Annotated in this window: 22 protein-coding genes and 2 pseudogenes; 14 read left to right on the top strand and 10 right to left on the bottom strand. The window is 58.2% G+C overall.

Annotation, left to right across the window (positions count from 1 at the left end):
• Positions 1-30: 30 nt before the first annotated feature.
• The 3 genes from AAIH70_RS29230 (at position 31) to AAIH70_RS29240 (ending at position 4341) form a co-directional block, all read left to right on the top strand.
• The gene (locus tag AAIH70_RS29230) at positions 31-1137 is read left to right on the top strand and encodes an alpha/beta hydrolase (RefSeq protein WP_132281156.1); all 1107 of its coding nucleotides are present in this window, start codon (positions 31-33) and stop codon (positions 1135-1137) included.
• A 218-nt stretch (positions 1138-1355) separates the two neighbouring features.
• Positions 1356-3164, top strand: coding sequence for a YbhB/YbcL family Raf kinase inhibitor-like protein (locus AAIH70_RS29235; RefSeq protein ID WP_430037517.1), 1809 nt, complete (start codon positions 1356-1358; stop codon positions 3162-3164).
• Between the two features lie 13 nt (positions 3165-3177).
• Positions 3178-4341 (top strand): zinc-dependent alcohol dehydrogenase, encoded by a 1164-nt coding sequence (locus AAIH70_RS29240; RefSeq protein ID WP_132281150.1) that lies wholly within the window; start codon positions 3178-3180, stop codon positions 4339-4341.
• A gap of 367 nt (positions 4342-4708) precedes the next feature.
• Here AAIH70_RS29240 and AAIH70_RS29245 read toward each other — a convergent pair whose 3' ends face one another.
• Positions 4709-5575, bottom strand: a complete 867-nt coding sequence (locus AAIH70_RS29245; protein WP_165932171.1) for an SDR family oxidoreductase — start codon at positions 5573-5575, stop codon at positions 4709-4711.
• A 144-nt stretch (positions 5576-5719) separates the two neighbouring features.
• Between AAIH70_RS29245 and AAIH70_RS29250 the strand changes: the two genes are divergently transcribed.
• From AAIH70_RS29250 to AAIH70_RS29260, 3 genes are read left to right on the top strand one after another with little or no spacing between them, the layout of a single operon-like run.
• Positions 5720-6619: an SDR family oxidoreductase gene (locus AAIH70_RS29250; RefSeq protein ID WP_430037543.1), complete on the top strand. Its 900-nt coding sequence runs from the start codon at positions 5720-5722 to the stop codon at positions 6617-6619.
• A complete protein-coding gene (locus tag AAIH70_RS29255) occupies positions 6619-8400 on the top strand; it encodes a glycoside hydrolase family 15 protein (protein ID WP_132281147.1) in 1782 nt (593 codons plus the stop codon). Before AAIH70_RS29250 ends, AAIH70_RS29255 begins: the two co-directional genes overlap by 1 nt.
• The gene (locus tag AAIH70_RS29260) at positions 8397-9227 is read left to right on the top strand and encodes an SMP-30/gluconolactonase/LRE family protein (protein WP_430037522.1); all 831 of its coding nucleotides are present in this window, start codon (positions 8397-8399) and stop codon (positions 9225-9227) included. Before AAIH70_RS29255 ends, AAIH70_RS29260 begins: the two co-directional genes overlap by 4 nt.
• Positions 9228-9406: 179 nt before the next feature.
• Here AAIH70_RS29260 and AAIH70_RS29265 read toward each other — a convergent pair whose 3' ends face one another.
• Positions 9407-9940: a DUF4142 domain-containing protein gene (locus tag AAIH70_RS29265; RefSeq protein WP_132281141.1), complete on the bottom strand. Its 534-nt coding sequence runs from the start codon at positions 9938-9940 to the stop codon at positions 9407-9409.
• A gap of 199 nt (positions 9941-10139) precedes the next feature.
• On the opposite strand from AAIH70_RS29265, the gene AAIH70_RS29270 reads away from it, so the two are divergent.
• Positions 10140-10640 carry a sigma-70 family RNA polymerase sigma factor gene (locus AAIH70_RS29270; protein WP_132281138.1) on the top strand — a complete coding sequence of 167 codons (501 nt, stop codon included), beginning with the start codon at positions 10140-10142 and terminating at the stop codon, positions 10638-10640.
• A gap of 10 nt (positions 10641-10650) precedes the next feature.
• On the opposite strand, the gene AAIH70_RS29275 is transcribed toward AAIH70_RS29270, so the two are convergent.
• A complete protein-coding gene (locus AAIH70_RS29275; RefSeq protein WP_132281135.1) occupies positions 10651-11358 on the bottom strand; it encodes a Crp/Fnr family transcriptional regulator in 708 nt (235 codons plus the stop codon).
• Here AAIH70_RS29275 and AAIH70_RS29280 point away from each other — a divergent pair, their 5' ends adjacent.
• On the top strand, positions 11359-11751 hold the full coding sequence (locus tag AAIH70_RS29280; protein ID WP_132281132.1) for a DUF6894 family protein: 393 nt from the start codon (positions 11359-11361) through the stop codon (positions 11749-11751).
• A gap of 100 nt (positions 11752-11851) precedes the next feature.
• Entirely contained in the window at positions 11852-12778 is a 927-nt protein-coding gene (locus AAIH70_RS29285; protein ID WP_132281129.1) for a manganese catalase family protein, read from the top strand.
• 185 nt (positions 12779-12963) lie between these two features.
• Here the strand turns inward: AAIH70_RS29285 and AAIH70_RS29290 are convergent, their stop codons facing one another.
• The 5 genes from AAIH70_RS29290 to AAIH70_RS29310 all read right to left on the bottom strand — a co-directional run bounded on the left by AAIH70_RS29290 (position 12964) and on the right by AAIH70_RS29310 (position 14830).
• Positions 12964-13131 carry a DUF2934 domain-containing protein gene (locus AAIH70_RS29290; RefSeq protein WP_132281126.1) on the bottom strand — a complete coding sequence of 56 codons (168 nt, stop codon included), beginning with the start codon at positions 13129-13131 and terminating at the stop codon, positions 12964-12966.
• A 58-nt stretch (positions 13132-13189) separates the two neighbouring features.
• The gene (locus tag AAIH70_RS29295; RefSeq protein WP_132281123.1) at positions 13190-13693 is read right to left on the bottom strand and encodes a ferritin-like domain-containing protein; all 504 of its coding nucleotides are present in this window, start codon (positions 13691-13693) and stop codon (positions 13190-13192) included.
• 218 nt (positions 13694-13911) lie between these two features.
• Positions 13912-14055 (bottom strand): hypothetical protein, encoded by a 144-nt coding sequence (locus AAIH70_RS29300; RefSeq protein ID WP_165932170.1) that lies wholly within the window; start codon positions 14053-14055, stop codon positions 13912-13914.
• Between the two features lie 40 nt (positions 14056-14095).
• Positions 14096-14308 (bottom strand): hypothetical protein, encoded by a 213-nt coding sequence (locus AAIH70_RS29305; RefSeq protein WP_132281120.1) that lies wholly within the window; start codon positions 14306-14308, stop codon positions 14096-14098.
• A 51-nt stretch (positions 14309-14359) separates the two neighbouring features.
• Positions 14360-14830, bottom strand: a complete 471-nt coding sequence (locus AAIH70_RS29310) for a hypothetical protein (protein ID WP_430037530.1) — start codon at positions 14828-14830, stop codon at positions 14360-14362.
• Positions 14831-14967: 137 nt separating this feature from the next.
• On the opposite strand from AAIH70_RS29310, the gene AAIH70_RS29315 reads away from it, so the two are divergent.
• Complete coding sequence (locus AAIH70_RS29315; protein WP_132281114.1) at positions 14968-15276, top strand: hypothetical protein; 309 nt, start codon at positions 14968-14970, stop codon at positions 15274-15276.
• Between the two features lie 201 nt (positions 15277-15477).
• A complete protein-coding gene (locus AAIH70_RS29320) occupies positions 15478-16449 on the top strand; it encodes a 3'-5' exonuclease (protein WP_430037533.1) in 972 nt (323 codons plus the stop codon).
• A 265-nt stretch (positions 16450-16714) separates the two neighbouring features.
• On the opposite strand, the gene dinB is transcribed toward AAIH70_RS29320, so the two are convergent.
• Together dinB and AAIH70_RS29330 are read right to left on the bottom strand one after the other, a co-directional pair.
• On the bottom strand, positions 16715-17818 hold the full coding sequence (dinB, locus tag AAIH70_RS29325) for a DNA polymerase IV (protein ID WP_132281108.1): 1104 nt from the start codon (positions 17816-17818) through the stop codon (positions 16715-16717).
• Between the two features lie 127 nt (positions 17819-17945).
• Positions 17946-18173, bottom strand: a pseudogene (locus tag AAIH70_RS29330) (SOS response-associated peptidase); the annotation flags it as partial.
• Positions 18174-18234: 61 nt separating this feature from the next.
• Here AAIH70_RS29330 and AAIH70_RS29335 point away from each other — a divergent pair.
• The 3 genes and pseudogenes from AAIH70_RS29335 to AAIH70_RS29345 form a co-directional block, all read left to right on the top strand.
• A pseudogene (locus tag AAIH70_RS29335) lies at positions 18235-18405 on the top strand (IS5/IS1182 family transposase); the annotation flags it as partial.
• A 453-nt stretch (positions 18406-18858) separates the two neighbouring features.
• Positions 18859-19848 (top strand): sugar phosphate isomerase/epimerase family protein, encoded by a 990-nt coding sequence (locus AAIH70_RS29340; RefSeq protein ID WP_132281105.1) that lies wholly within the window; start codon positions 18859-18861, stop codon positions 19846-19848.
• A gap of 52 nt (positions 19849-19900) precedes the next feature.
• On the top strand, positions 19901-20962 hold the full coding sequence (locus AAIH70_RS29345) for a sugar ABC transporter substrate-binding protein (RefSeq protein WP_132281101.1): 1062 nt from the start codon (positions 19901-19903) through the stop codon (positions 20960-20962).
• Positions 20963-20970: the final 8 nt, after the last annotated feature.

The following is a 20970-nucleotide window of genomic DNA, read 5'->3' on the forward strand; positions in this document are numbered from 1 at the left end:
CGCCCTCAGTCAACGTCACAAGGATTTCCGATGAAGACCTCAGTTCACATCTCCATTCTGGCCGCCCACCTGATCGCCAGCACCGCGCTTTTTGCAGCACCGTCCGCATTCGCGCAGGAACAGCCGAAACCCAATCCTCTCGCGGAAACGCCAGACAGCGGCACGATGAAACGCGCCGACACGGAAGACATGGCTCTCGTTCTCAAGAAGATGCAGGAACTCGGTGCAAAACCGATCGAGTCCCGCACAGTCGAGGAAGCGCGCACCCAGCCGACACCTGCGGATGCGGTTAAGGCAGTCCTCAAGGACCAGGGCAAGATGGTCCCGATGCCTGCCGTCAAAAAGCAGGACATGACCTATCCGATCGCGGGCGGCACCCAGCCGGTCCGCATCTATACGCCAGAGAACGCAGGCTCCGGCCCATTGCCTGTCATCGTCTACTATCATGGCGGTGGATGGGTGATCGCCAACATCGACACTTATGAGTCCTCGGCACTTGCCCTGGCGTCGAAAGCAAAGGCGATCGTCGTCAGCGTCGAATATCGTCATGCACCGGAGGCCAAGTTCCCGGCAGCGCATGAAGATTCCTTCGCGGCCTACAAATGGGCCCTGGAAAAGGCTGCAAGCCTCGGCGGCGATCCGGCACGTGTGGCGGTGGCCGGCGAAAGCGCCGGCGGCAATCTGGCAGCCAATGTCGCGATCATGGCGCGTGACCAGAAGGTTCAGATGCCGGTCCACATGCTGCTCGTCTATCCGGTGACTGGTACCGACATGAACACGCCATCCTATATCGCCAACCAGAACGCCATGCCCTTGTCCAAGGGCGCCATGGGCTGGTTCGTCGGCAAGGTGCTCGCCAAGCCCGAGGACGCCATGAACCCGATGCTCAATCTGACGACAAAGGCCGATCTCAAGGGCCTCCCGCCTGCGACGATTATCACAGCCGAGATCGATCCACTGATGTCCGACGGTGTGATGCTGGCGGAAAAACTGAAGGATGCGGCTGTCACGACAACCTACATGAACAATGATGGTGTGACGCACGAGTTCTTCGGGATGGACGCTGTTCTGGACGATGCACGTCGTGCCCAGGATTTTGCCGTCAATGATCTGACCAAGGCATTCGGAAAGATGTGATGTTTGAGACACCGGCTCAGTGATGAGCCGGTGTCCTTATGCTGTCGTGTCGTGAAAACCAAAGGAGCGGCGCATCCGTTGACCTTTGCGAAAGGCGGCGTTGATGCGGCGGTCAATGAGTTCGCAGCCAACTGCGCACGAGTCTCATCCGAAGCCACTTTGATCTCCGGCCGGGAGGCCGGGCTTTTCACGTCATCCTCGCCCCATCAGGAGACCCCATGACCAACCGTCTGTCCGTCCTCGCGGTTTCCGCCACCGCGCTCGCTCTCATCCTGCCATCCACCGGTTCCGCCCAGGTCAAGGGAACGGTGGGGGAAGCATCCGATGTCATCATTCAGGGCTCGATTCTAGAGCCAGAAAAGCTGGTCGTAGCTGATGACGCCAAGCTCACCGGCCTGATCAAGGCGCCCGCCGGCTTCGAGGTCGATGTTTTTGCCCGAGATCTGATCAATCCGCGCATGCTCGCCGTCTCGCAAAACGGCACCGTCTACGCGACCCGAAGGGCGGTCGGCGATGTGATCATGCTGAAGGACGCCAACAATGACGGCAAGGCGGATGACGTGGTCACCGTCGCGAGCCGACCGAACATGCATGGCATCGCCTTCGACGGCAACAAGGTGTTCCTCGTCACGATCCACGACGTCTACACCGCCGACGTCGGAGAAGATGGCACGTTCGGCCCTCTGACCCGGATCATCGACGATCTTCCCGATGCGGGCCAGCACGCCAACCGGACGATCAAGATCGGCCCGGATGGCATGCTCTACATCTCTGTCGGTAGTACCTGCAACGAATGCCAAGAAGATAATCCGGAAAACGCGACGATCGTTCGAGCATCCAAGGACGGCAAGACGCGCACGATCTTTGCATCTGGCCTGCGCAACACGATCGGCTTCGACTGGGAGCCGACGACCGGCGCACTCTACGGTATTGATCACGGCATAGACTGGCTAGGCGACGAAGTTCAGATCGAAGAACTCAACCGGATCGAACAGGGCAAGAAATACGGCTGGCCTTATGTTTACGGCATGAGCGGCATCAACCCGCACATCAATCCACCGGAAGGCATCACGCTCGATCAGTGGGCGAAGCAGTCGACCGAGCCGGTTCTCGGCTACACCGCCCACAGCGCGCCGATGCAGATGGCGTTTTACGGTGGGACGGCGTTTCCTGCGGACTACAAGGGCGACGCCTTCATCGCCATGCGGGGATCCTGGAACCGCCGTCCTCCGAGCGGATATGAAGTCGTGCGCGTCAACTTCGAAAACGGCAAGCCGGTCACGTTCGAGAAATTTCTCGAGGGTTTCCTGCTGCAGCAAGAGAACGGCAAGTTTGGCTACCTTGGACGCCTGGCCGGTATCGCCGTTGGCAGGGATGGTTCGCTGTTCGTCGCCGACGACAGCAATGGCATCGTCTACAAGGTCTCGTATACCGGCGCGGTGGCGAGGCAATCCACCGAAGCCACGACGATCCCCAATGGCGTCACCGACATGCAGGCCTCGCAGATAGCGTTCGATCTCGCCAAGGCCCGGAGCGAAGAGGCGATCACGGTCAAGCCCGCCTTCGAAAAAGATGGGCCGATCCCGGTTCAATATGCAGCCGACGGAGATAACGCCTCTCCGGCAATCGAATGGTCCGCAGCGCCTCAGGGCACCAAGTCCTTTGTGTTGGTCGCCGACGACCCGGATGCGGCAAAGCCGAAACCATTCACGCATTGGCTCGCCTATGACATTCCGGCCTCAACGACAAAGCTGCGTGAAGGTGTTCCCGGCACGCCGGTCCTTCAGGAGCCAAAGGCGATGAAGCAGGGCGCCAATAGCATGGGATCGGTCGGTTATACCGGACCGAAGCCGCCGGTTGGCGACCCGGCCCACCATTATCATTTCCAGGTCTTCGCGCTGGATGTCGAGACCCTGGGTCTCGAACCCGGTGCAAAGCGCGACGCGGTGCTGAAAGCCATGGAAGGTCATGTCCTCGCAAAAGGTCAGGCCGTCGGGACATTCGAACGCGAGATGGCAACGAAATAGAAGGAGAACGACGATGAAAGCTCTGACATGGCACGGAAGCGGTGACATTCGCTGCGAGCAGGTCGATGATCCGGTCATCCAGCATGACCGAGACGCGATCATCAAGGTGACGAGCTGTGCGATCTGTGGCTCTGATCTTCACCTTTACGGTGGCTTCGTTCCCGGCATGCATCACGGCGATGTCATGGGCCACGAAACGATGGGGGAGGTGGTCGAGGTCGGTCGCGGCAATGCCAAGCTCAAGGTCGGCGATCGTGTCGTCGTGCCCTTCACCATCTCTTGTGGCGAGTGCCGCCAGTGCAAATGGGGCCAGTTTTCCCTTTGCGAGCGCTCGAACCCGAACGGAAAGATGCAGGCAAAACAGATCGGATATCCGACGGCAGGCCTGTTCGGTTATTCGGAACTCTATGGACGCTTTCCCGGTGGCCAGGCGGAATATCTGCGGGTGCCATATGCCGATGTGGGTCCGATCAAAGTGCCGGATAACTTGACCGACGAACAGGTCCTGTTTCTCTCCGATATTTTCCCGACGGGATATATGGCGGCGGAAAATTGCGACATCAAGCAAGGACAGACGGTCGCCGTGTTTGGCTGCGGTCCGGTCGGATTATTTGCCATCAAGTCTGCCTTCCTGCTGGGGGCAGAGCGGGTCATTGCCATAGACACCGTTCCGGAGCGGTTGGCGCTCGCCAGAGCGTCCGGTGCGGAGACGCTCGATTATGCGGATGAGGACCTGCAGGAGCGTATCCTCGCCATCACCAACGGACTTGGGCCGGACGCCGTCATCGAGGCGGTCGGCATGGAAAGCCATGGGGCGGGTGGTGTGATGGAGACCCTCCAGACAAAACTGACTTCAACGGAGCGGCCCTACGCTCTCGCCCAAGCGATCCTTGCCTGCCGGCCCGGTGGGATAGTGTCTCTTCCGGGTGTCTTCGTCGGCTCTGCTGTTCCCGCACCGCTCGGGGCCCTTGTCGGCAAGGGATTGACCCTGAAAACCGGACAAACCCATGTACAGCGATATCTGGAGCCACTTCTCAACCTGATCGTCGAAGGCAAGATAGATCCTTCCTTTGTGATCACACACAGGATCGGGCTGGAGGAAGGACCGGAAGCTTATAAGACCTTCCGCGACAAAGAAGACGGATGCGTCAAAGTCGTCATTCGACCGAATGGCTAAATATGCTGCGGCTCGCAACCACGTCTGCGAGCCGCAGCCCTTCATCGCGTGTAACTAAGTCGCCGGAAAATTGGTAAATCTGAGCGGTCGTCACTACCCGCATTTCATTCCAGTCAGCTAGACAAAGGGAGCAGCAAGCATTGCTGCGCCCTTTTTGCTTACTTGGCCGGTGGCGAGGCTTTGCCAAGCTTTACAGACGGCTCGCGCCCCCAGATCTGAAGTTTGCCCAGTTGCGCGACAAAGCCGAGAGCCCTTCTTTTCCTGGAAGCGGTGCGGGTAGTTCACCATCAACGGCCTATTCCCACCCGAGTGGGAACCACAGAGGCCGCTGAAGCAGGTTTACCAATCTGCCTCGGTAGTATGAACGCTAGATCATTATCTCGCCGCCGGTGACCGGAATGACGGCGCCCGTCATGTAGCTTCCAAGTTCAGAAGCCAGGAGGACATAGGCTCCTGCGAGCTCGGCGGGCTGGCCGGCGCGGCCGATCAGGGTCTGTTGCCCAAACTTCGCGGCTTTTTCGGCCGGCATGGTGGACGGGATGAGGGGTGTCCAGATAGGGCCGGGGGCCACCGCATTCACGCGAATGCCTTTTTCAGCAAGCATTTCCGCAAGGCCGGCTGTGAAGTTGGAGACAGCCCCCTTGGTGGATGCATAGGCGAGAAGCTGCGGCGATGGCTGTCGCGACTGGATGGAGGTGGTGTTGATGATGGCACTTCCGGGTTTCATATGCGGAGCGGCCGCCTTTGACAGGAAGAACTGCGCGTGGATGTTTGTTCGGAAGGTCTTGTCCCACTCTTCAGCGGAGATATCGGCGATGTCGTCATAAGTGCGCTGAAAAGCGGCGTTGTTGACCAGGATGTCGATACCGCCGAGCTCACCAACCGCGCGCGCGACCAGTTCCTGGCAATGATCTTCCGATGTGATGTCCCCCGGAATGACGAGTGCCTTGCGTCCTGCATCCTCGACCCATCTGGCGGTGTCAGCTGCGTCCTCATCTTCGTTGAGATAGGAGATCAGAATATCGGCGCCCTCGCGCGCGAAAGCAATTGCCACGGCCTTGCCAATACCGGAATCCGCACCAGTGATCAGCGCGACCTTGCCGTCCAGCCTCCCGTTGCCGCGATAAGATTTCTCGCCATGATCCGGGACGGGTTGCATCAAGGCGGTTTCGCCTGGCGGCTCCTGCTGTTGTTCCGGATAGGGTGGTATCGGGCGACGTTGTTCTTCGGTCATGATCTTCCTCCGGTTGAATGACGGAGGCTTAACCGGCAGGGTCGGTAACTGTTCCGCGATCTGCTGCTGCCTCCGCGATTATCTACGGAACTTCTGTTGGTCCCGCGGCTTTCGTCTCCGTCCAACGCGAAAGGAAGAAAAACAATGGCTTCAGCCAATCAGTTCGACATCCAGAATCCGCTGACCCAATACCCTCAGCCAAAGTTCCCCGAGCAACCTCAGCCCGTCCCGGGCATTGCCGGAAAAATGCAGCCTGTCCCGGATCACGGCGAAACAACCTACAAGGGTTTCGGCCGACTGAAGGGCCGTAAGGCGCTTGTGACAGGCGGGGACTCTGGTATCGGGCGTGCGGCTGCGATCGCCTATGCTCGCGAAGGCGCGGATGTCGCTATCAACTATCTTCCGGAAGAGCAGGCGGATGCCGACGAGGTCATCAAGTTAATTGAGGCCGAGGGCAGCAAGGCTATCGCCATTCCCGGCGACTTGAAAAGCGAGAGCTTCTGCCAGGAATTGGTCGCAAAGGCGAACGCCGAACTCGGCGGCCTTGATCTGTTGGTCAATGTAGCTGGCCGTCAGAAGTCGGTTGAAACGATCGCCGATCTTACGACGGATCAGTTCGACGAGACGTTCAAGACCAATGTCTATGCGCTGTTCTGGATCTGCAAGGCCGCAATTCCGCTGATGCCGGAGGGCTCCACGATCATCAACACCGCCTCAATCCAAGCCTACCAGCCATCGGAAAGCTTGCTTGACTATGCCCCGACAAAATCCGCGATCGTTGCTTTCAGCAAAGCCTTGTCTAAGCAGATCCTGCCGAAGGGGATCCGCGTCAATGTCGTCGCACCCGGTCCAGTCTGGACACCGCTGCAAACGTCTGGCGGCCAGCCGCAGGACAAGATCGTCGAGTTTGGCAGCGAGGTTCCGATGAAGCGGCCCGGCCAGCCCGCGGAATGTGCTCCAATTTACGTGTTTCTCGCAACGCAGGAATCGAGCTTCATCACGGGCGAGGTCTTTGGCGTCACCGGCGGTAACACGCTGCCCTGATGCTCAAATCTCTGGAGCCTGTGCGCTCGGGCGGCTTTTTGCCGCTCGAGCATTACGCCGCGATCGGTGAGGGTCGCTCGGTGGCCCTTGTCGGAGCGGATGGTTCGGTCGACTGGTGGTGCGCGCCCGATATGGATTCGCCGCCCCTGTTTAACCGCATGCATGACGAAGATGGAGGACGGTTTTCGCTGACGCCGGTTCGGCCATTTAAGATCGAGCGCCAGTATTGCAAAGACAGCAATGTGCTGGAGACCATCTTCATTACCGATACCGGCCGAGCCCGAGTGACCGAGTCCTTGAACAGCGGCGCTGGTGGCAGGCTGCCGTGGTGCGAGCTGGCCCGTCGCATAGAAGGGCTGGCTGGCACCGTGGATTTCGAGATCGTGGTCAACCCGATCTGTGCGCAGGGAGAGGTGAGGCGGATTGATCATCCCAATGCGGCGGTTCGTTACATCGGCGATCTGACGACGACATTCTGCCACTCGGACGATGTGGTAATCACGGCCGACGAAGATCAGCGGACGAACGCGCGGTATACGGCAACAGATGGATCGCGAACCTGCATCGCCTATCTAGTGGCTGACAAAGCCCCGCTGGCGATACCCAAACTGTCGGAGATCGATGCGCGGATCGATTTCAGCGATGACGAGTGGCGGCGCTGGTCGGAGAAACTCAGCTATGATGGTCCATTCCAAACAGACTTCATCCGCTGTGCGCTGTCGCTCAAATTCCTGCTTTACTCGAAGACCGGCGCAATCGCGGCCGCGGCAACCTCCGGACTGCCGGAGCGCATCGGAGGGGACAAGAACTACGACTATCGCTACGCCTGGATCCGTGATGCAGCTTACACGATCAAGGCCTTCCTGCGGGCTGGCGCTCTTTCCGAGGCGATCGCTGCGTTTGGCTGGCTGGTGCGCACAATCGACGATGACGGGCCGACACCGTCGGTTGTCTACACGTTGGCAGGCGGTGAGGTTCCAGACGAAGAGATTATTGATGTGCCCGGCTACAAGGGGTCGTCACCGGTACGCACCGGCAACCGTGCCAAAACGCAGGTCCAATTGAGCTGCTATGGCGACCTGCTGGAAACCGCTGCCCTATTTGCTGATATGGGACATGTCCTGGATCCCCGGACGAGCAAGCTGTTAACGCGACTGGCAGAACAGGTCGTCGATCGCTGGCAAGAAAAAGATGCCGGCATCTGGGAGCTCGAGGATCAGCAGCATTACACATTCTCAAAGATTGGATGCTGGCTCGCCCTAGCGAAGGCTGCGGAGATGGCGAGGGCTGGGCATATCGCTGGCGATGCGGATCGGTGGGATGCTGAAAGTCGTCGAGTCAGGGCGTGGATCGACGCAAACTGCTGGTCGGAGGCGCAGCAGGCCTACACGTTTTATGCGGGAACCGACAATCTTGATGCCGCACTCCTGCTGACAACACGTTTCGGCTTCGAGCATGATGATCGTTTGCGCAGGACAAGGGACGCAATTGAGCGAGAGCTCGCTGTCGGGCCGCTTGTTTATCGTTACAGCGGGGTTAGCGAAGAAGAGGGGGCGTTTGTCGCCTGTTGCTGCTGGCTGGTCGAAGCCTATGCATTTCTCGGGGAGGTCGATCGCGCCGAGGATATGCTCGTTCAGCTGCTTGAAAAACTCGGCAACAATTTCGGTATTCTCACCGAACAGATGGACCCCGCAACCGGGGGAGGGCTGGGCAACCTCCCGCAGGGCTTAAGCCACCTCGCTTTGCTTCACGCGATATTCTCGCTCCAGGAGAACACATGATGGATGTTCGAATTCTCGACGCGCGCTTGCCGGCATGCCAACTGGGTGAAGGTGCTTATTGGGATGCGCCAACCGCCTCCCTGTACTGGGTGGATATCATCGGGCGCTCGGTGCATCGGTACTCCCCGGATAAGCGAGCGCATCAGACTTGGGTGGTATCGAGGGAAGTCAGCTTTGCCTATCCCAAAGACAAACGGCTTGTTCTGTGCATGGCCGATGGCGTTTATCATCTCGATCTCGAAAGCGGGGAGGAGACGCCCATCGCTTTGCTGGACCTTCCAAAGGATCACCGGCTCAACGACGGCAAGCTTGATCCCCAAGGGAGGCTGTGGGTTGGTACGATCAACACCGCTGACGATCCTTCGCCGACAGCAGCGCTCTACCTCCTTCGCGGCGATCATCTGGAAGAAGTCGAGGGGGGCTACGCTAACGCCAATGGCAAAGCCTGGTCCCTGGACGGACGTGTCATGTATCACGCGGACACGGCCCGAAACACGATCTGGCAATACGATTACGATAGTGAAACCGGTGTCGCCCTGAATAAGCGCGTGTTCGTCAAAACGGGGGAGAACAGTCCGGATGGCCTGTGTTTGGACAATGACGGCAACGTCATAGCTGCAATGTACGGGAGCTCCAGTCTGAACGTGTTTTCTCCGCGGGGTGACCTGCTTGAGCGGCTAGATCTGCCGGTTCCAAATCCGACGAGCTGCGTATTGGCCGGAAACGCGTTGTTCATCACCACGGCTTTTGATGGTTTGGACAATGAACAGCGGCAAAGGTTCCCACTCTCGGGGCAAGTCTTCGTTATCGACAGCTATTGTAAGTAGTTAGGTGGGCAAAAACTTTCATTTTTTGGTTTTGCGGCGGTCCCCCGACGATGCTTTTCCCGACGCCGCAAAGGTAATTTGGGAGCAACAGATACTAAGTAGATGGACAAGGTGTAGACCCGTAAGCGCCAGCACGCACCGACTCGGTGCGTGCTGGCGCTCTAACATTGTCTGGAAGACTACTTATTGAGGTCCTTCGCCATCATCAGATGGTGTTCCAGCGCGGGTCGCGTTGTCGCTGCCCAGGCCTTCAGATCAGCATTTTCGCCTTCTTCACCGTAGCGCTTGAACAGGTCGACTGCATCCTCGTGAACATCTTCCTGGTCAGAATGATACTGCTTCGTGAAATCCTCCCCCTGAAGGCCCTTCAGCTTGTCGAGCATGCTCTGCTGCGAGGAGGTCATTTCGGCGGGGACGGCAGCCTTCACCTTGCCTGAAGACACAAGCGCCTTGAGTTCGTCGGATGTCTTGGTGTGGTCAGCCACCATCTGCTGCGCGAATGTCTTCGTTGCGGAATCGGCGCGCTCGATGGCGAGCTTGCTGGACTCGATTTCGAACATGTCACTCGTGGCGGCTTCGGCAACGAAGTCTTCCGTCTTCGGCGCCACTCCAAGGACCGAGTTCACGCCGCTCTTTTCGGCGGCGGTCTGGGCCATGGCAGAGGATGCTAGAAGCAATGCAAGGCTTGCGGCGGTTAGGCTGGTCTTGATCATGGGTGCAACTCCTGTTCGTGGGACCGCTTAACAGCCGCCGACCGGGGAAGTTCCGTCGTGGGGAGAGCTGATTTGAAGCCGAAAGAGAAACACACGGCTAGCCGAGCGTCTTCCCCAGACCGTACGGGATCGTACCCTCTGGACGAAATGCGGAACGCGAGGCAGTCGCCGACTGTTATTGTCCTAAAGGGAGACTACAATGGTCGTTGCTCCGACTGCAGGGTTTTCGCATGCCGAAATGCTCGTAGAAGTCCCAGCCCTGCGTACTTTCGCGCGGCGCTTTCACCGGAATGGTCCCGATGCGGAGGATCTCGTTCAGGACACCCTGATGAGGGCTATGGCCAGCGCGGACAAGTTCCATCCCGGGTCCAGGCTTCGGTCGTGGATGTTCACCATCATGCGCAATCGCTTCTGCACCAAGTTTGCTAGCTCGAAGCGGGAGATGGTTGGGATCGAGGACGATGCGAGCGGCAGGATGGTCACCTTGCCAACGCAGGAATGGAGCATTCGGGGCCACGAACTGGAGAAGGCGATCGCCGTACTTCCAAGACACCAATCTGACGCCTTGGTAATGGTTCTGATCGATGCGCTTAGCTATGAGGATGCAGCTAAGCAATCGGGCTGCGCCATCGGGACGATAAAGAGTAGGGTCAACCGTGCTCGCCACCAACTTGCGATTTCCATGGGGCAGGATGATTGAGCGCGGGCGGTCACCGTACCCGCCAGTCTTGTCCGAGGTGCCTTTCGTACTCTTGTTCGGGCATGCCATAGGACGGGCCTGCTACGGCCTTGAGGGTTTCGCGATCCCTGACTGAAATCAGACCGCGCTCAGCCTTGATCGCCAACGAACCTTCCAGTCGATGCAGCGCATCAGTCACGCTCGACCGACGGACGCCGAGCATAAGCGCCAGGAAGTCGTGCGTGAGCGGGAGTTCGTCGCCAATCCTGTCCTGGCTCATCAGGACCCATCTGGCCAGCCTCTGCTCGATGTCGTAGCGGCCGTCGGCCAGAGCTGTGGCAGCGACCTGAATTAGAAAGACATGCGCGTATTTCAGCAGGAGGTCCCGAATAAAGCGGCTTTCGTCTATTACCGCGCGCAGCTCTTCAATACCGATACGCAATGCCGGACCCGCGCATTGCATGAACGCGTAGTGCGGACTGCTATCGACCCCGAGGACGGCGGGCACTGCCGAAAACCCTTCGTACCCAATGCATCCGACTTCGATTTTCTTCGTTTCATCGCTGCCAGCGATCTCTGAGGAAAGTCCTCCCTCGAAGAAGAAGACATGGCTGATCTTCTCGTTGGATCGGAACAGCATTTCGCCCTGCGCGAGGCTGACAGGTTCCAGTCTTGGGCGCAGCAACGCCGCGTCGGGCTGCGGAAGAATTGAAAGAAGTCGATTCTTGGTCCACGACATATGCGGTTCCTGACTGAACTGTTCGAGGATGGGAGCTTCGCCCGAGATAAGGCGAAAGGAGGCAAGGTCCAGTTCGTCATGTCGCAAAAATTGTTCGAGCTGCGGAAACCTGTGGCCAGTTTCAAGGTTGGTAGCTCGAAACCGGGGAGCGCCAGCATGCCGAAATTCTATTTTCACCTCCGCGACGGACAGGATCTCGCAGCAGATCCGGAGGGCGCGGAATTCGAAAGCTTGGAGGCCGCGCGGAAGGAAGCGATCAATTCCGCGCGTGAACTTCTCTCGCAACGTATCCTGCGTGGCGACGTCGTGGACGGTCAGGCGTTCGAGCTAACGAGCGAAGACGGGACGGTTGCTGTCATCGTGCGTTTCAAGGATGTCATGCGTCTGGAGTGACGTGAACGGGAACCGGTACGATACCGCACGGTCGTGAAAGCTGAGGAACTATCGCGATGCCATGAGGTTGGGCGCTTGTCTCAAACCGAAAGGAAATCTCATGTTCATGAGAGTAGACCAGCTCCAGGCGGAGCTGCCCGCACCGAAAGCCGCTGACCCAAATGCTGCAGCCGCCCTTCAAGAATTGCTCGGCGGTAAATACGGGGAAATGTCTACGCTGGGAAACTATATGTTCCAGTCGTTCAACTTCCGCTCGAAATCGAAGCTCAAGCCCTTCTACAGCCTGGTTGCCAGCATCACGGCAGAAGAGCTCGGGCATGTTGAGCTCGTCAGTAACGGCGTCGCGATGCTGAATAATGGGCCTGACATTCCTGACGGTGACGAAGGCGACGGTGGAGACATATCCGGTGCTCCGTTCAAGGATATGGCAGATATCCGTTTGGCCGCGAGTTTTCTATCGGGTGGCGGCGGCGCGATGCCAATCAACAGCAACGGCCAGTCCTGGAACAACGACTTCATCACCACGACTGGCAACGTCGTTCTCGATCTGCTGCACAACTTTCACCTGGAATGCGGCGCCCGGCTTCACAAGCTGCGGGTCTACGAGACTGTGACCGATCCTACAGGCCGCGAGGTCTGCGGCTATCTTCTTGTTCGCGGTTCGGTGCATGCGCATGCGTACGCGCTGGCGCTGGAGAAAATCACCGGAGTGGACGTGAAGAAATTCCTGCCGACCCCAAACATCCCGCTCGCCAACATTCCCGAATGCCAGAAGTATCTCGACGAGGGTTCGCATCGGCGCCTCTACACCTGGAGCCCGAACGACTATAAAGAGATCGCGGGGATCTGGAGCAACGACGAAGTCGCGCTGCCGGGTGATCCTCCAGGCGAACTTGAGGTGGTCGATGGAATGCCGGACGGCGGTAAGATCCAGCAGCTTGTCGGCGTACCATCAGCTTTCACGCCGGACTATGCTCCCGAGGAAATGTTCGAGATCGCCGAAAAACTTTACAAGAAGTCTCGCTGAGCCTTGATAAGTATCACAGACTAAAGGAGCCCGCCTTGGCGGGCTTTTCTGTATCAAGGATTTGGGTGCCCTGGTCGTGTGTAAGCAGGAAGCTCTTGGAATGTCACATAAAACAGGCCCTCCGAGTTAAAAACTCGAAGGGCCTATTTTATGTCAGGTGACGTCATTAGGGACGTTCACAGCGTTTATTCGGCTTCGTCATCCCAGGAACTCGTGGGCGACGTCGCATTATTGTCGTCCCACTCGGCGCTCGCTTGCGTCCAATGCTGATGCTCCTGCCCATCCGGATTTCCGGCCTGTTCCCACAGCTCGTACGCCCGGCGGGTAATCCAGTCGTCACGTTCGGATTCCATGCTTCCTCCCTTTGTGGCTTGTAGCGGGACCGCGCTCTCCTGCGCGGCCCCATTTACATTACGCGGCTTTCTTCGAGCCCTTGGGGTTCGCGGATGCTTCGCCGAGCTGGGTCAAAAGCTGATCGGTCTCGAGCTCCTCCTGCAAGGTGGTGTCGAACAGTTCCACGGCTTCGGTCAGGCCAAGCTGTTTCGCCCAGCTTTTCAGAGTGCCGTAGCGGGCAATCTCGTAGTGTTCGACGGCCTGCGCGGATGAAATCAGGCCGGCGTCCAACGCAACCGAACCCTTGAACTCGTCAATGATCTCTTCGGCCTCTGCAATGATGCCCTGGATGGCTTCACAGGTCTTGCCGCGCGCCGGCTTGCCGATCAGCTCGAACACCTGCTGGAGGCGCTCGATCTGGCCTTCCGTCTGCTCTTTGTGCTTCAGGAAAGCTGCCTTGCCTTCCTCGGACTGCGAAGCGCGGGCCATTTTCGGCAATGCCTTCAGGATCTGCTTCTCCGCAAAGTAAATGTCCTTCAGCGTATCGAGAAACAGGTCGTCCAGTTTCTTCTCTGCCATGATTGTTCTCCTGAGTTACGGGAAGCCGGGCATGTCGATGCCCTGCGGTGTGCGGGCCGATAACGTGATCTCGCAGACGTCGTTCCGTCGTGATACGGACGCTGTGTCGACGGTACGGTGTCGTACGAAAGTCAGTTTTTGGCCGTTGCAAGCTTCTATGACGACGGGCGACAAGCCGGATTCGGTCTGTCGAGTAGCGGCCGCTTTCGGTTCGCGGGGATCTAGACTTCGTCCTTGGGTAATTTGCCCTCAGCGTTACGCAGCCCATCCTCCGCCGCTTTCTTTAGCTTCTCGCGATCTTTGTCCGCGACTGCGGGGTCGCTGCGCGCAGCATCGCTGGTCGGGTCTGGAGTGTCGTCGGTCACAGTGGCGTCCTCTTCCGTCGAACGTTTCGGAATCTAGTTGTTAACCTAGCGTTTTTTCCGAACTGCTTTCTGCGGGATCAAAATTTATGTCCCAATCCTTATTGGGGCCTTTCTGACCGAGCGGGACCTTACGCTCGGTAACGTCCTCGGATCCAGTTATTACAGTTGGCTTGGCGCTGTGGACGCCGGATGCATGTGGATCCGCCTGGGACGGCGCGTATCGACCTTTTGCATCGTCTTCCGGGTTGGCCATTTTTTCCTCCATTTTGGTTCACTTTGAGCGGTCTGCGCTCTTGAGGTCACATCAACGGTTCATGCCGCAGACGAAGCCGATGACGGCGGCGATACCAACCGCCGGCAATGGTTTGGCGCGGATGCGCTCCTTTAGGTCAACGAGTACATCAGACGCTTGCGCCTTCGCGACGCGCATTGCCGCCGAACCGATCTCGCTGGCGCTCTCCCGCAGGCGTGCCACCTCCGCCTTCAGAGCTTCAAGCTCTTCGCGGGAAGATGCAAATGTCGCCGCATCGGTCTGCTCGGGCTCCCTCGTCGCTGCCAGAGCCTTATCGACGAGCGGCGCGTCTGAGCCAAAGCTAACCTCCTTTGGGAGAGACGGCACGATCCCGGTTGGAACGGAGGTTGTTGTCGCCGAGACCGGGTCGGAGGCCGGGAATGAGCCTTTCAGACTAGCCTCGAGTTCGGATTCGGTGCCTTGGGATAGCCGCGCTTGTTCTTGTTCAAGAGCCTCGACTGCTGGGGATTTCGGCGGGGTCATCGGTGTCCTCCTGGGTTCCATCCACGAACACTTGCTGAGGCGTAAGGTTCCGTTTGTTTCAATCATCGTCGGTCAACGAAACCAGCCGCAATTCCCTGCGTTTGTAGTTGTGACCTCTTGAAACAGGAGACAGCCTCATGGCCGACGATAGCACCACCACCATCCGCGCTACGTTTGATACGCGCGAAGCAGCAGACCTTGCCGTCGAGCATCTAGTGCAGCAACACGGGGTTTCGCGCCCAGACATCTTCATCCAGTCTGCGACCGATCGAAACACAATAGGCTCCAAGCCTTCCGGTGGCGACGCGTCGCACGAGGGCGGATCACGCAATGACGCCCCGCTCGAAGGGGAAATCGAGGTCTCGGCTGATATCGCTTCTGACCAGATTGCGGCTGTTCAACGCAGCCTCGGTGACGCGGGCGCGATCCGCGTGTCTGGACGCTGAAAAGTTTTGTGGGGCCGGCATAGTGCCGGCCCCGCTCGTTTGCACATCAATGCGTTGAAGATGAAAAGCCAAAAACCTCGGTAGTTTATTGCGATCCAACTATGGATCGTCGGTTCGAATCTGCTCAAGACTCAGTCACTGCATGACTGAAATCGATCATCGTGGTAGCCGTTCGCGTGCTCTGCGATAGGACAGTCAGATTTGCCCACCCAGTTCGATATGTTTTCCGACAATCTGTCTGCGTCGCCATCGTCTGATCGCCGGCAACCGGTCCGAGAGTCAACAAGCAAGACTATGACCGAGGCGGAGATGGTCGCACATCTGTCCGGTACCGGGCGCTTCCGCATTCTGCAAAAACTTGAGCAACGCGAGATCGCAGCAATAATCCGGCCCGAATTTCCATTGAGAGGCATCATCCTCGATACCGAGACAACCGGGCTCAGCCCTCGCAAGGAAGAGATTATCGAGATAGGCCTGATCGCCTTCACGTTTGATCATGCCGGTGCGGTTGGCGACATAACGGGCAGCTATGGTGGTCTCCGGCAGCCCGAGAAATCCATCCCGCCCGAGATTACCAAGCTGACCGGCATCACAGACGAAATGGTGACCGGTCAGGCGATTGATATGCAGCGTGTCAACGAACTTGTCGCGCCCGCCGATCTCGTGATCGCGCACAATGCCAGCTTTGACCGCCCGTTCTGTGAAGCGTTTTCTCCGATATTCTCGGATAAGGCCTGGGCCTGCTCGAATGCGGAGATTGACTGGTCGGCGCGCGGTTTCGAGGGAACGAAGCTTGGATATCTCATCAGTCAGGCCGGCTATTTCCATGACGGCCACAGAGCGCTCGATGACTGTTTCGCCTTGCTGGAGGTTATGGATCGAAAACCTAACGAAGGCGCGGAGACGGCGTTTTCAGAACTCTACCGAGCCAGTCTGAAATCACGCGTACGCATCTTTGCCGAAAACAGCCCATTCGACCTGAAGGATCACCTGAAGGCGCGTGGATACCGATGGTCGGATGGAAGCGAAGGACGGCCGAAATCATGGTGGGTCGAAGTGGACGAGCCCGATCTTGCCGACGAGCTTCACTATCTGCGCACCGAAATCTACCGATATCCGGAAGCAGATCCGCCCATCAAGTATCTGACCGCCTTTGACCGTTTCCGCGCCTAGCGGTTCGAAATGAGGAAGATGAATTTTCGGATTTGCATATTGCGCATAGCTGGGCTGCGACACAGCCTCTGACCCGGCGTGAGGGATCGTATATAACAACTCCAACGAAGCGATGTACCTCCTCCCACAGAGCTTCGGGTTTCATGCGGCCCACTCCTCCTCCCAAGGGTAGCATGAATGGACAGCGGCACTCCTCCTCCCAGCCGGTGTCCAATGATTTCGAAAAGCCTGCGCACTCCTCCTGCGCAGGCTTTTTCGTTTCTACCTACATCCCGAAATCCAATTGCGACTGATCCTCATCGCCATCTTCGCCCTGATCGTTCGTTAGCGAGGATAGGGTCACGCCAAGCAACCGCACCGACAGCTTGAACGGATAGACGGTCGCGAGAAGCCCTGTTGCTGCTTCAAGAATCTCGTTGCCGTTGGCAAAGGGAAGGGCGGTGGTCTTGCTGCGCGTCGCCTGGGTGAAGTCGGAATATTTGATCTTCACGGTGACGGTCTTGCCGCTGAAACCTTTTCCCTCGCAATAGCTCCAGACCTTCTCCGCCAACGGCTTCAATTCGCTCGTCGCCAGATCAAGATCGTCGATATCTTGGCTGAACGTATCTTCGGCGCCAACGGATTTTCGCACGCGGTCGGGCCGAACCTGACGATTATCGATGCCGCGGGCGATGCCGTAGAAATAGGGACCGGACTTTCCGAAATTCTGTGTCAGGAAAGTGAGAGACTGCGCCTTGAGATCTGCGCCGGTCTCGATACCGAGCCGATGCATCTTCTCGGCGGTGGCCGGCCCGACACCATGGAATTTCTTGACGGCGAGGCCTCCGACAAAAGCCGGGCCGTTCTTCGGCGTGATCACGGCTTGGCCATTGGGTTTGTTGAGGTCCGACGCCATCTTGGCCAGGAACTTGTTATAGGAAATCCCGGCCGATGCGTTGAGGCCGGTCGTCGCTTTGATCTTTGCGCGGATTTCCAGCGCGATCTCTGTGGCGATCGGCATGCCCTTCAGGTTTTCCGTCACGTCGAGATAAGCCTCGTCCAGTGACAAGGGCTCGATAAGAGGCGTGTATTCGGCAAAAATCTCGCGGATCTGCTGCGAAACGGCACGATACACTTCGAACCTTGGCTTCACAAAAATCAGATCCGGGCATTTACGCGCCGCCGTGACCGACGGCATAGCCGAATGGACCCCGAATTTGCGGGCCTCATAGCTGGCGGCCGCCACGACGCCGCGGGCGGCAGCACCGCCGACGGCCAACGGCCTGCCGCGCAGCTCCGGATTGTCCCGCTGCTCGACCGACGCATAGAACGCATCCATGTCTACATGGATGATTTTGCGGAAGGTCTCTGCCGGGATCGTGTCTGTCATGGTGCTGCCGGAAGGTCCAGGTTGAGGCTCGATAGTTGGAACGGATAGTGAACATATCACCGTTCCCGCCGATCGCAAACAGCTGCTTCAGTGCACCGAACTGTCGGATGCCCTTGCCCGGCTACAGGAGGCTACCCGCGCGTGCCTCGGCGGCCTTCTTCTGCACGAATATCGGGGAAGGAAGGCCCCAGCGCGCATGCACCAGCTGCGTTTTGCCGTCGGCCGTGTTGCGAACGATCGGCCCCATCTGATCGGGGTTCATCTGGTAGGCGGGCATGAGGTTGATTAGGCTCTCGGCGTCCTGGGCCCACTTCGAGACCCAGTCCTTGTCTTCCATCCGATAAAGAGCGCACATTGCAGGCTATCCCTCCGCTCAGAGCCTGTCCGAGAATTGAGTTGAGTGATCGGGCCGATGGGTCGGCTTTGCCGTTCATCCAAAGCGCTGGGTCGTCGAGCGTTTCTTCGCCTGGATCAGCCGAAATCGACGACTGTGGAAAGACCCGGAGGCAACGATAAAGTCGGCCGAAGCATTTCTCTATGCTGCATCCATCATGACGCTGACAAGGCGCATCGCACGACCATCATGAATTCTCGGACGGACTCTCAGACAGATGAGGAAATCTAGCGCATCGCCAGCGATCCGCTAGTCGAGCTGGAAACATCGGCATTGTCCTGCCGCTCCCGCAAACCTTTGTAGGCCGCATGGCGCAGCTTGCCGTCGGCCATCCAGGCGCGAAACTCGATCTCGGCTATCGATACGCTGAAGGTTAAGGCGCGGAATTTTCAGTGACAATATCGCAAAAATATGAGCTCAACGCATAGCTCTCGTGACTTAGACAAACAGTGGCAAGCTATGACCCGCAAAAAGCCGAGAGTGGGCACGCCACGCCGCAGAAGACTGCTTGATTTTAAGGCAAGTGGTGTATCCGGGCGATGCGGCCTGTTCGCCCATGGTGCGTTGCAATAACTATTTTACTTTACAAGAGAGAATGATTTTGTGAAGTTGCGGCATCTGATCATTTTCGATAGGGCCGAAGACATTGTCGAACCTCCGTTTTGCCACCCGCCTCAACTCCTTCGCTTCGAACCCTGCCGGCGAATGGCCGGACCTGAAGGGCAAGCCGACGGTCCTGCAGATGGCGGCGCGTGCCGCCAAGGTCGATGGCTTGACGGATCTGGACCTCAATTATCCCGATCACGTCGGTGAAAAGCCTGCAGAACTGAAGCGTAAGCTGGAAGATATGGGCCTGGCAATCAACGGTTTTGCCATGCGCTATTACACCAATCCGGCTTTCAAGCTCGGCGCCTTCACCCATCCCGACGAATCGGTTCGCCGTGAAGCGATCGACCTGACCAAGGCCGGTATCGATGCAGCCCGCGAAGCCGGTTCCAACCTGATGACCATCTGGCTCGGTCAGGACGGCTTCGATTATGCCTTCCAGGCTGACTATGATCGCATGTGGCAACACGAAATCGATGGAATTCGTGAAGTTTGCGAACATGACGCCGACTGCCTGATCTCGATCGAATACAAGCCCAACGAGCCGCGCTCCTACAGTCTGATGCCGGACTGCGCCACCACGCTTCTGGCCATCAAGGAAGCGGGCTGTGCCAATCTCGGCGTCACGCTCGATTTCGCGCATGTGCTTTATGCCGACGAACAGCCGGCTTTCGCCGCCGCCATGATCGCCCGCCACAGCCGTCTGCTCGGCGTTCACCTCAATGACGGTTATGCCAAGCGCGATGATGGCCTGATGGTCGGTGCGGTGCACTCGATCCAGACCATCGAACTGCTGCGCCAGATCCGTCGCGACGGTTACGATGGCGCGATCTATTTTGACACCTTCCCGGACATGACCGGCCTCGATCCGGTTCATGAATGCGAAGTCAACATTCAGACCGTCAAGCGCATGCTCAAGGTCGTCGATCGTCTCGAAGGCGACAACCGCCTCGGCAGCGCGATCGACCGTCAGGATGCCGTCACCGCGCAGTCGATCATTCAGGAGGCAATGCTTGGCGACGTCGCTTGAGGGAGCTCCAAGAGACATCTTCTATTCCAACAACCACACCTGGGAGGATACTATGAACAGACACCTGAAATCCGCGTTTGCCGGCATGGCGCTGGCGCTGATGGCAAGCGCGGCCTTCGCGCAGGAGCTTGCACCGCTCAACTCGGATACCGAAAAGGACCGGGTTGACTGGTCGCAGCTTGAAGCGAAGTACGGCGCGTTTCCGAAAATTCCGGAAGGCACGCGCGCCGGTGGCGTTTCCAAGACGCTCACCAACGAATACTGGCGTTCGCTCGGCGAAGGTTACGAGAAGTTCGGTGAGAAGGCCGGCGCGACCGTTGCCTATCAGGCAGCGCAGAGCGAAGGCGATCAGTTGGGTCAGCTGACGATTGCAGAAGGCATGGTCACCACCGGCTTCAACGTCATTCTCGTGTCGCCGCAGACCGATGCCAACCTGCAGCCGGTCATGGAGCAGGCCAAGGAAGCCAACATCCCCGTCGTCAACGTCAACGATGCCGTCGTGCCGCAGGCCGAGCACTATGTCGGCAACGTCCAGCGCGATAACGGTGTGCGTGTTGCCAAATGGTTCATCGACAACCGTCCGGAAGGCGGCAAGGTCGCCATCATCGAAGGCCAGGCCGGCGTGTTTGCCGCTGTCCAGCGCACGGCGGGCTTCAAGTCCACCATCGGCGAGAACTCCAAGTTCCAGGTCGTTGCCAGCGTTCCGGGTAACTGGGATCGCCAGCAGTCCTACGATGCCGCCACCAACATTCTGCAGCAGAACCCCGATCTCGTCGGCTTCTATTGCAACAATGACGGCATGGCACTCGGCGTCATCGAGGCGGTCAAGGCTGCGGGCCTGCTCGGCAAGGTCGCCGTGTTCGGCACGGATGGCATTTCCGACGCCTACAAGTCGATCGAAGCCGGAGAACTGACCGGTACGGTCGACAGTTTTCCGATCCTGACTGGTGAAGTGGCGATGGAAACGGCACTTCGTCTCGTCGCAGGCCAGAAGGTGGCACGTGTCGTCGCCACGCCGCAGGCGCTGATCACCAAGGACAACCTTGCCAAGTACAAGGGCGACGGCGTCGATGTCCGCGCCGTGCTGATGAAGGATGCTGCGTCCGCGCAGTAATCGCAACA

Origin of the sequence: Neorhizobium sp. BT27B (assembly GCF_050455485.1) — a bacterium.
Classification (GTDB): domain Bacteria; phylum Pseudomonadota; class Alphaproteobacteria; order Rhizobiales; family Rhizobiaceae; genus Neorhizobium.

Coding starts and splice junctions, on each gene's coding strand:
- AAIH70_RS29280 (WP_132281132.1), top strand. CDS start 11,359: ATGCGGTTCCTGACTGAACTGTTCGAGGATGGGAGCTTCGCCCGAGAT.
- AAIH70_RS29285 (WP_132281129.1), top strand. CDS start 11,852: ATGTTCATGAGAGTAGACCAGCTCCAGGCGGAGCTGCCCGCACCGAAA.
- AAIH70_RS29345 (WP_132281101.1), top strand. CDS start 19,901: ATGAACAGACACCTGAAATCCGCGTTTGCCGGCATGGCGCTGGCGCTG.
- AAIH70_RS29260 (WP_430037522.1), top strand. CDS start 8,397: ATGATGGATGTTCGAATTCTCGACGCGCGCTTGCCGGCATGCCAACTG.
- AAIH70_RS29240 (WP_132281150.1), top strand. CDS start 3,178: ATGAAAGCTCTGACATGGCACGGAAGCGGTGACATTCGCTGCGAGCAG.
- AAIH70_RS29305 (WP_132281120.1), bottom strand. CDS start 14,308: ATGGCCAACCCGGAAGACGATGCAAAAGGTCGATACGCGCCGTCCCAG.
- AAIH70_RS29290 (WP_132281126.1), bottom strand. CDS start 13,131: ATGGAATCCGAACGTGACGACTGGATTACCCGCCGGGCGTACGAGCTG.
- AAIH70_RS29315 (WP_132281114.1), top strand. CDS start 14,968: ATGGCCGACGATAGCACCACCACCATCCGCGCTACGTTTGATACGCGC.
- AAIH70_RS29310 (WP_430037530.1), bottom strand. CDS start 14,830: ATGACCCCGCCGAAATCCCCAGCAGTCGAGGCTCTTGAACAAGAACAA.
- AAIH70_RS29245 (WP_165932171.1), bottom strand. CDS start 5,575: ATGACCGAAGAACAACGTCGCCCGATACCACCCTATCCGGAACAACAG.
- AAIH70_RS29255 (WP_132281147.1), top strand. CDS start 6,619: ATGCTCAAATCTCTGGAGCCTGTGCGCTCGGGCGGCTTTTTGCCGCTC.
- AAIH70_RS29250 (WP_430037543.1), top strand. CDS start 5,720: ATGGCTTCAGCCAATCAGTTCGACATCCAGAATCCGCTGACCCAATAC.
- AAIH70_RS29235 (WP_430037517.1), top strand. CDS start 1,356: ATGACCAACCGTCTGTCCGTCCTCGCGGTTTCCGCCACCGCGCTCGCT.
- AAIH70_RS29270 (WP_132281138.1), top strand. CDS start 10,140: ATGGTCGTTGCTCCGACTGCAGGGTTTTCGCATGCCGAAATGCTCGTA.
- AAIH70_RS29265 (WP_132281141.1), bottom strand. CDS start 9,940: ATGATCAAGACCAGCCTAACCGCCGCAAGCCTTGCATTGCTTCTAGCA.
- AAIH70_RS29275 (WP_132281135.1), bottom strand. CDS start 11,358: ATGTCGTGGACCAAGAATCGACTTCTTTCAATTCTTCCGCAGCCCGAC.
- AAIH70_RS29230 (WP_132281156.1), top strand. CDS start 31: ATGAAGACCTCAGTTCACATCTCCATTCTGGCCGCCCACCTGATCGCC.
- dinB (WP_132281108.1), bottom strand. CDS start 17,818: ATGACAGACACGATCCCGGCAGAGACCTTCCGCAAAATCATCCATGTA.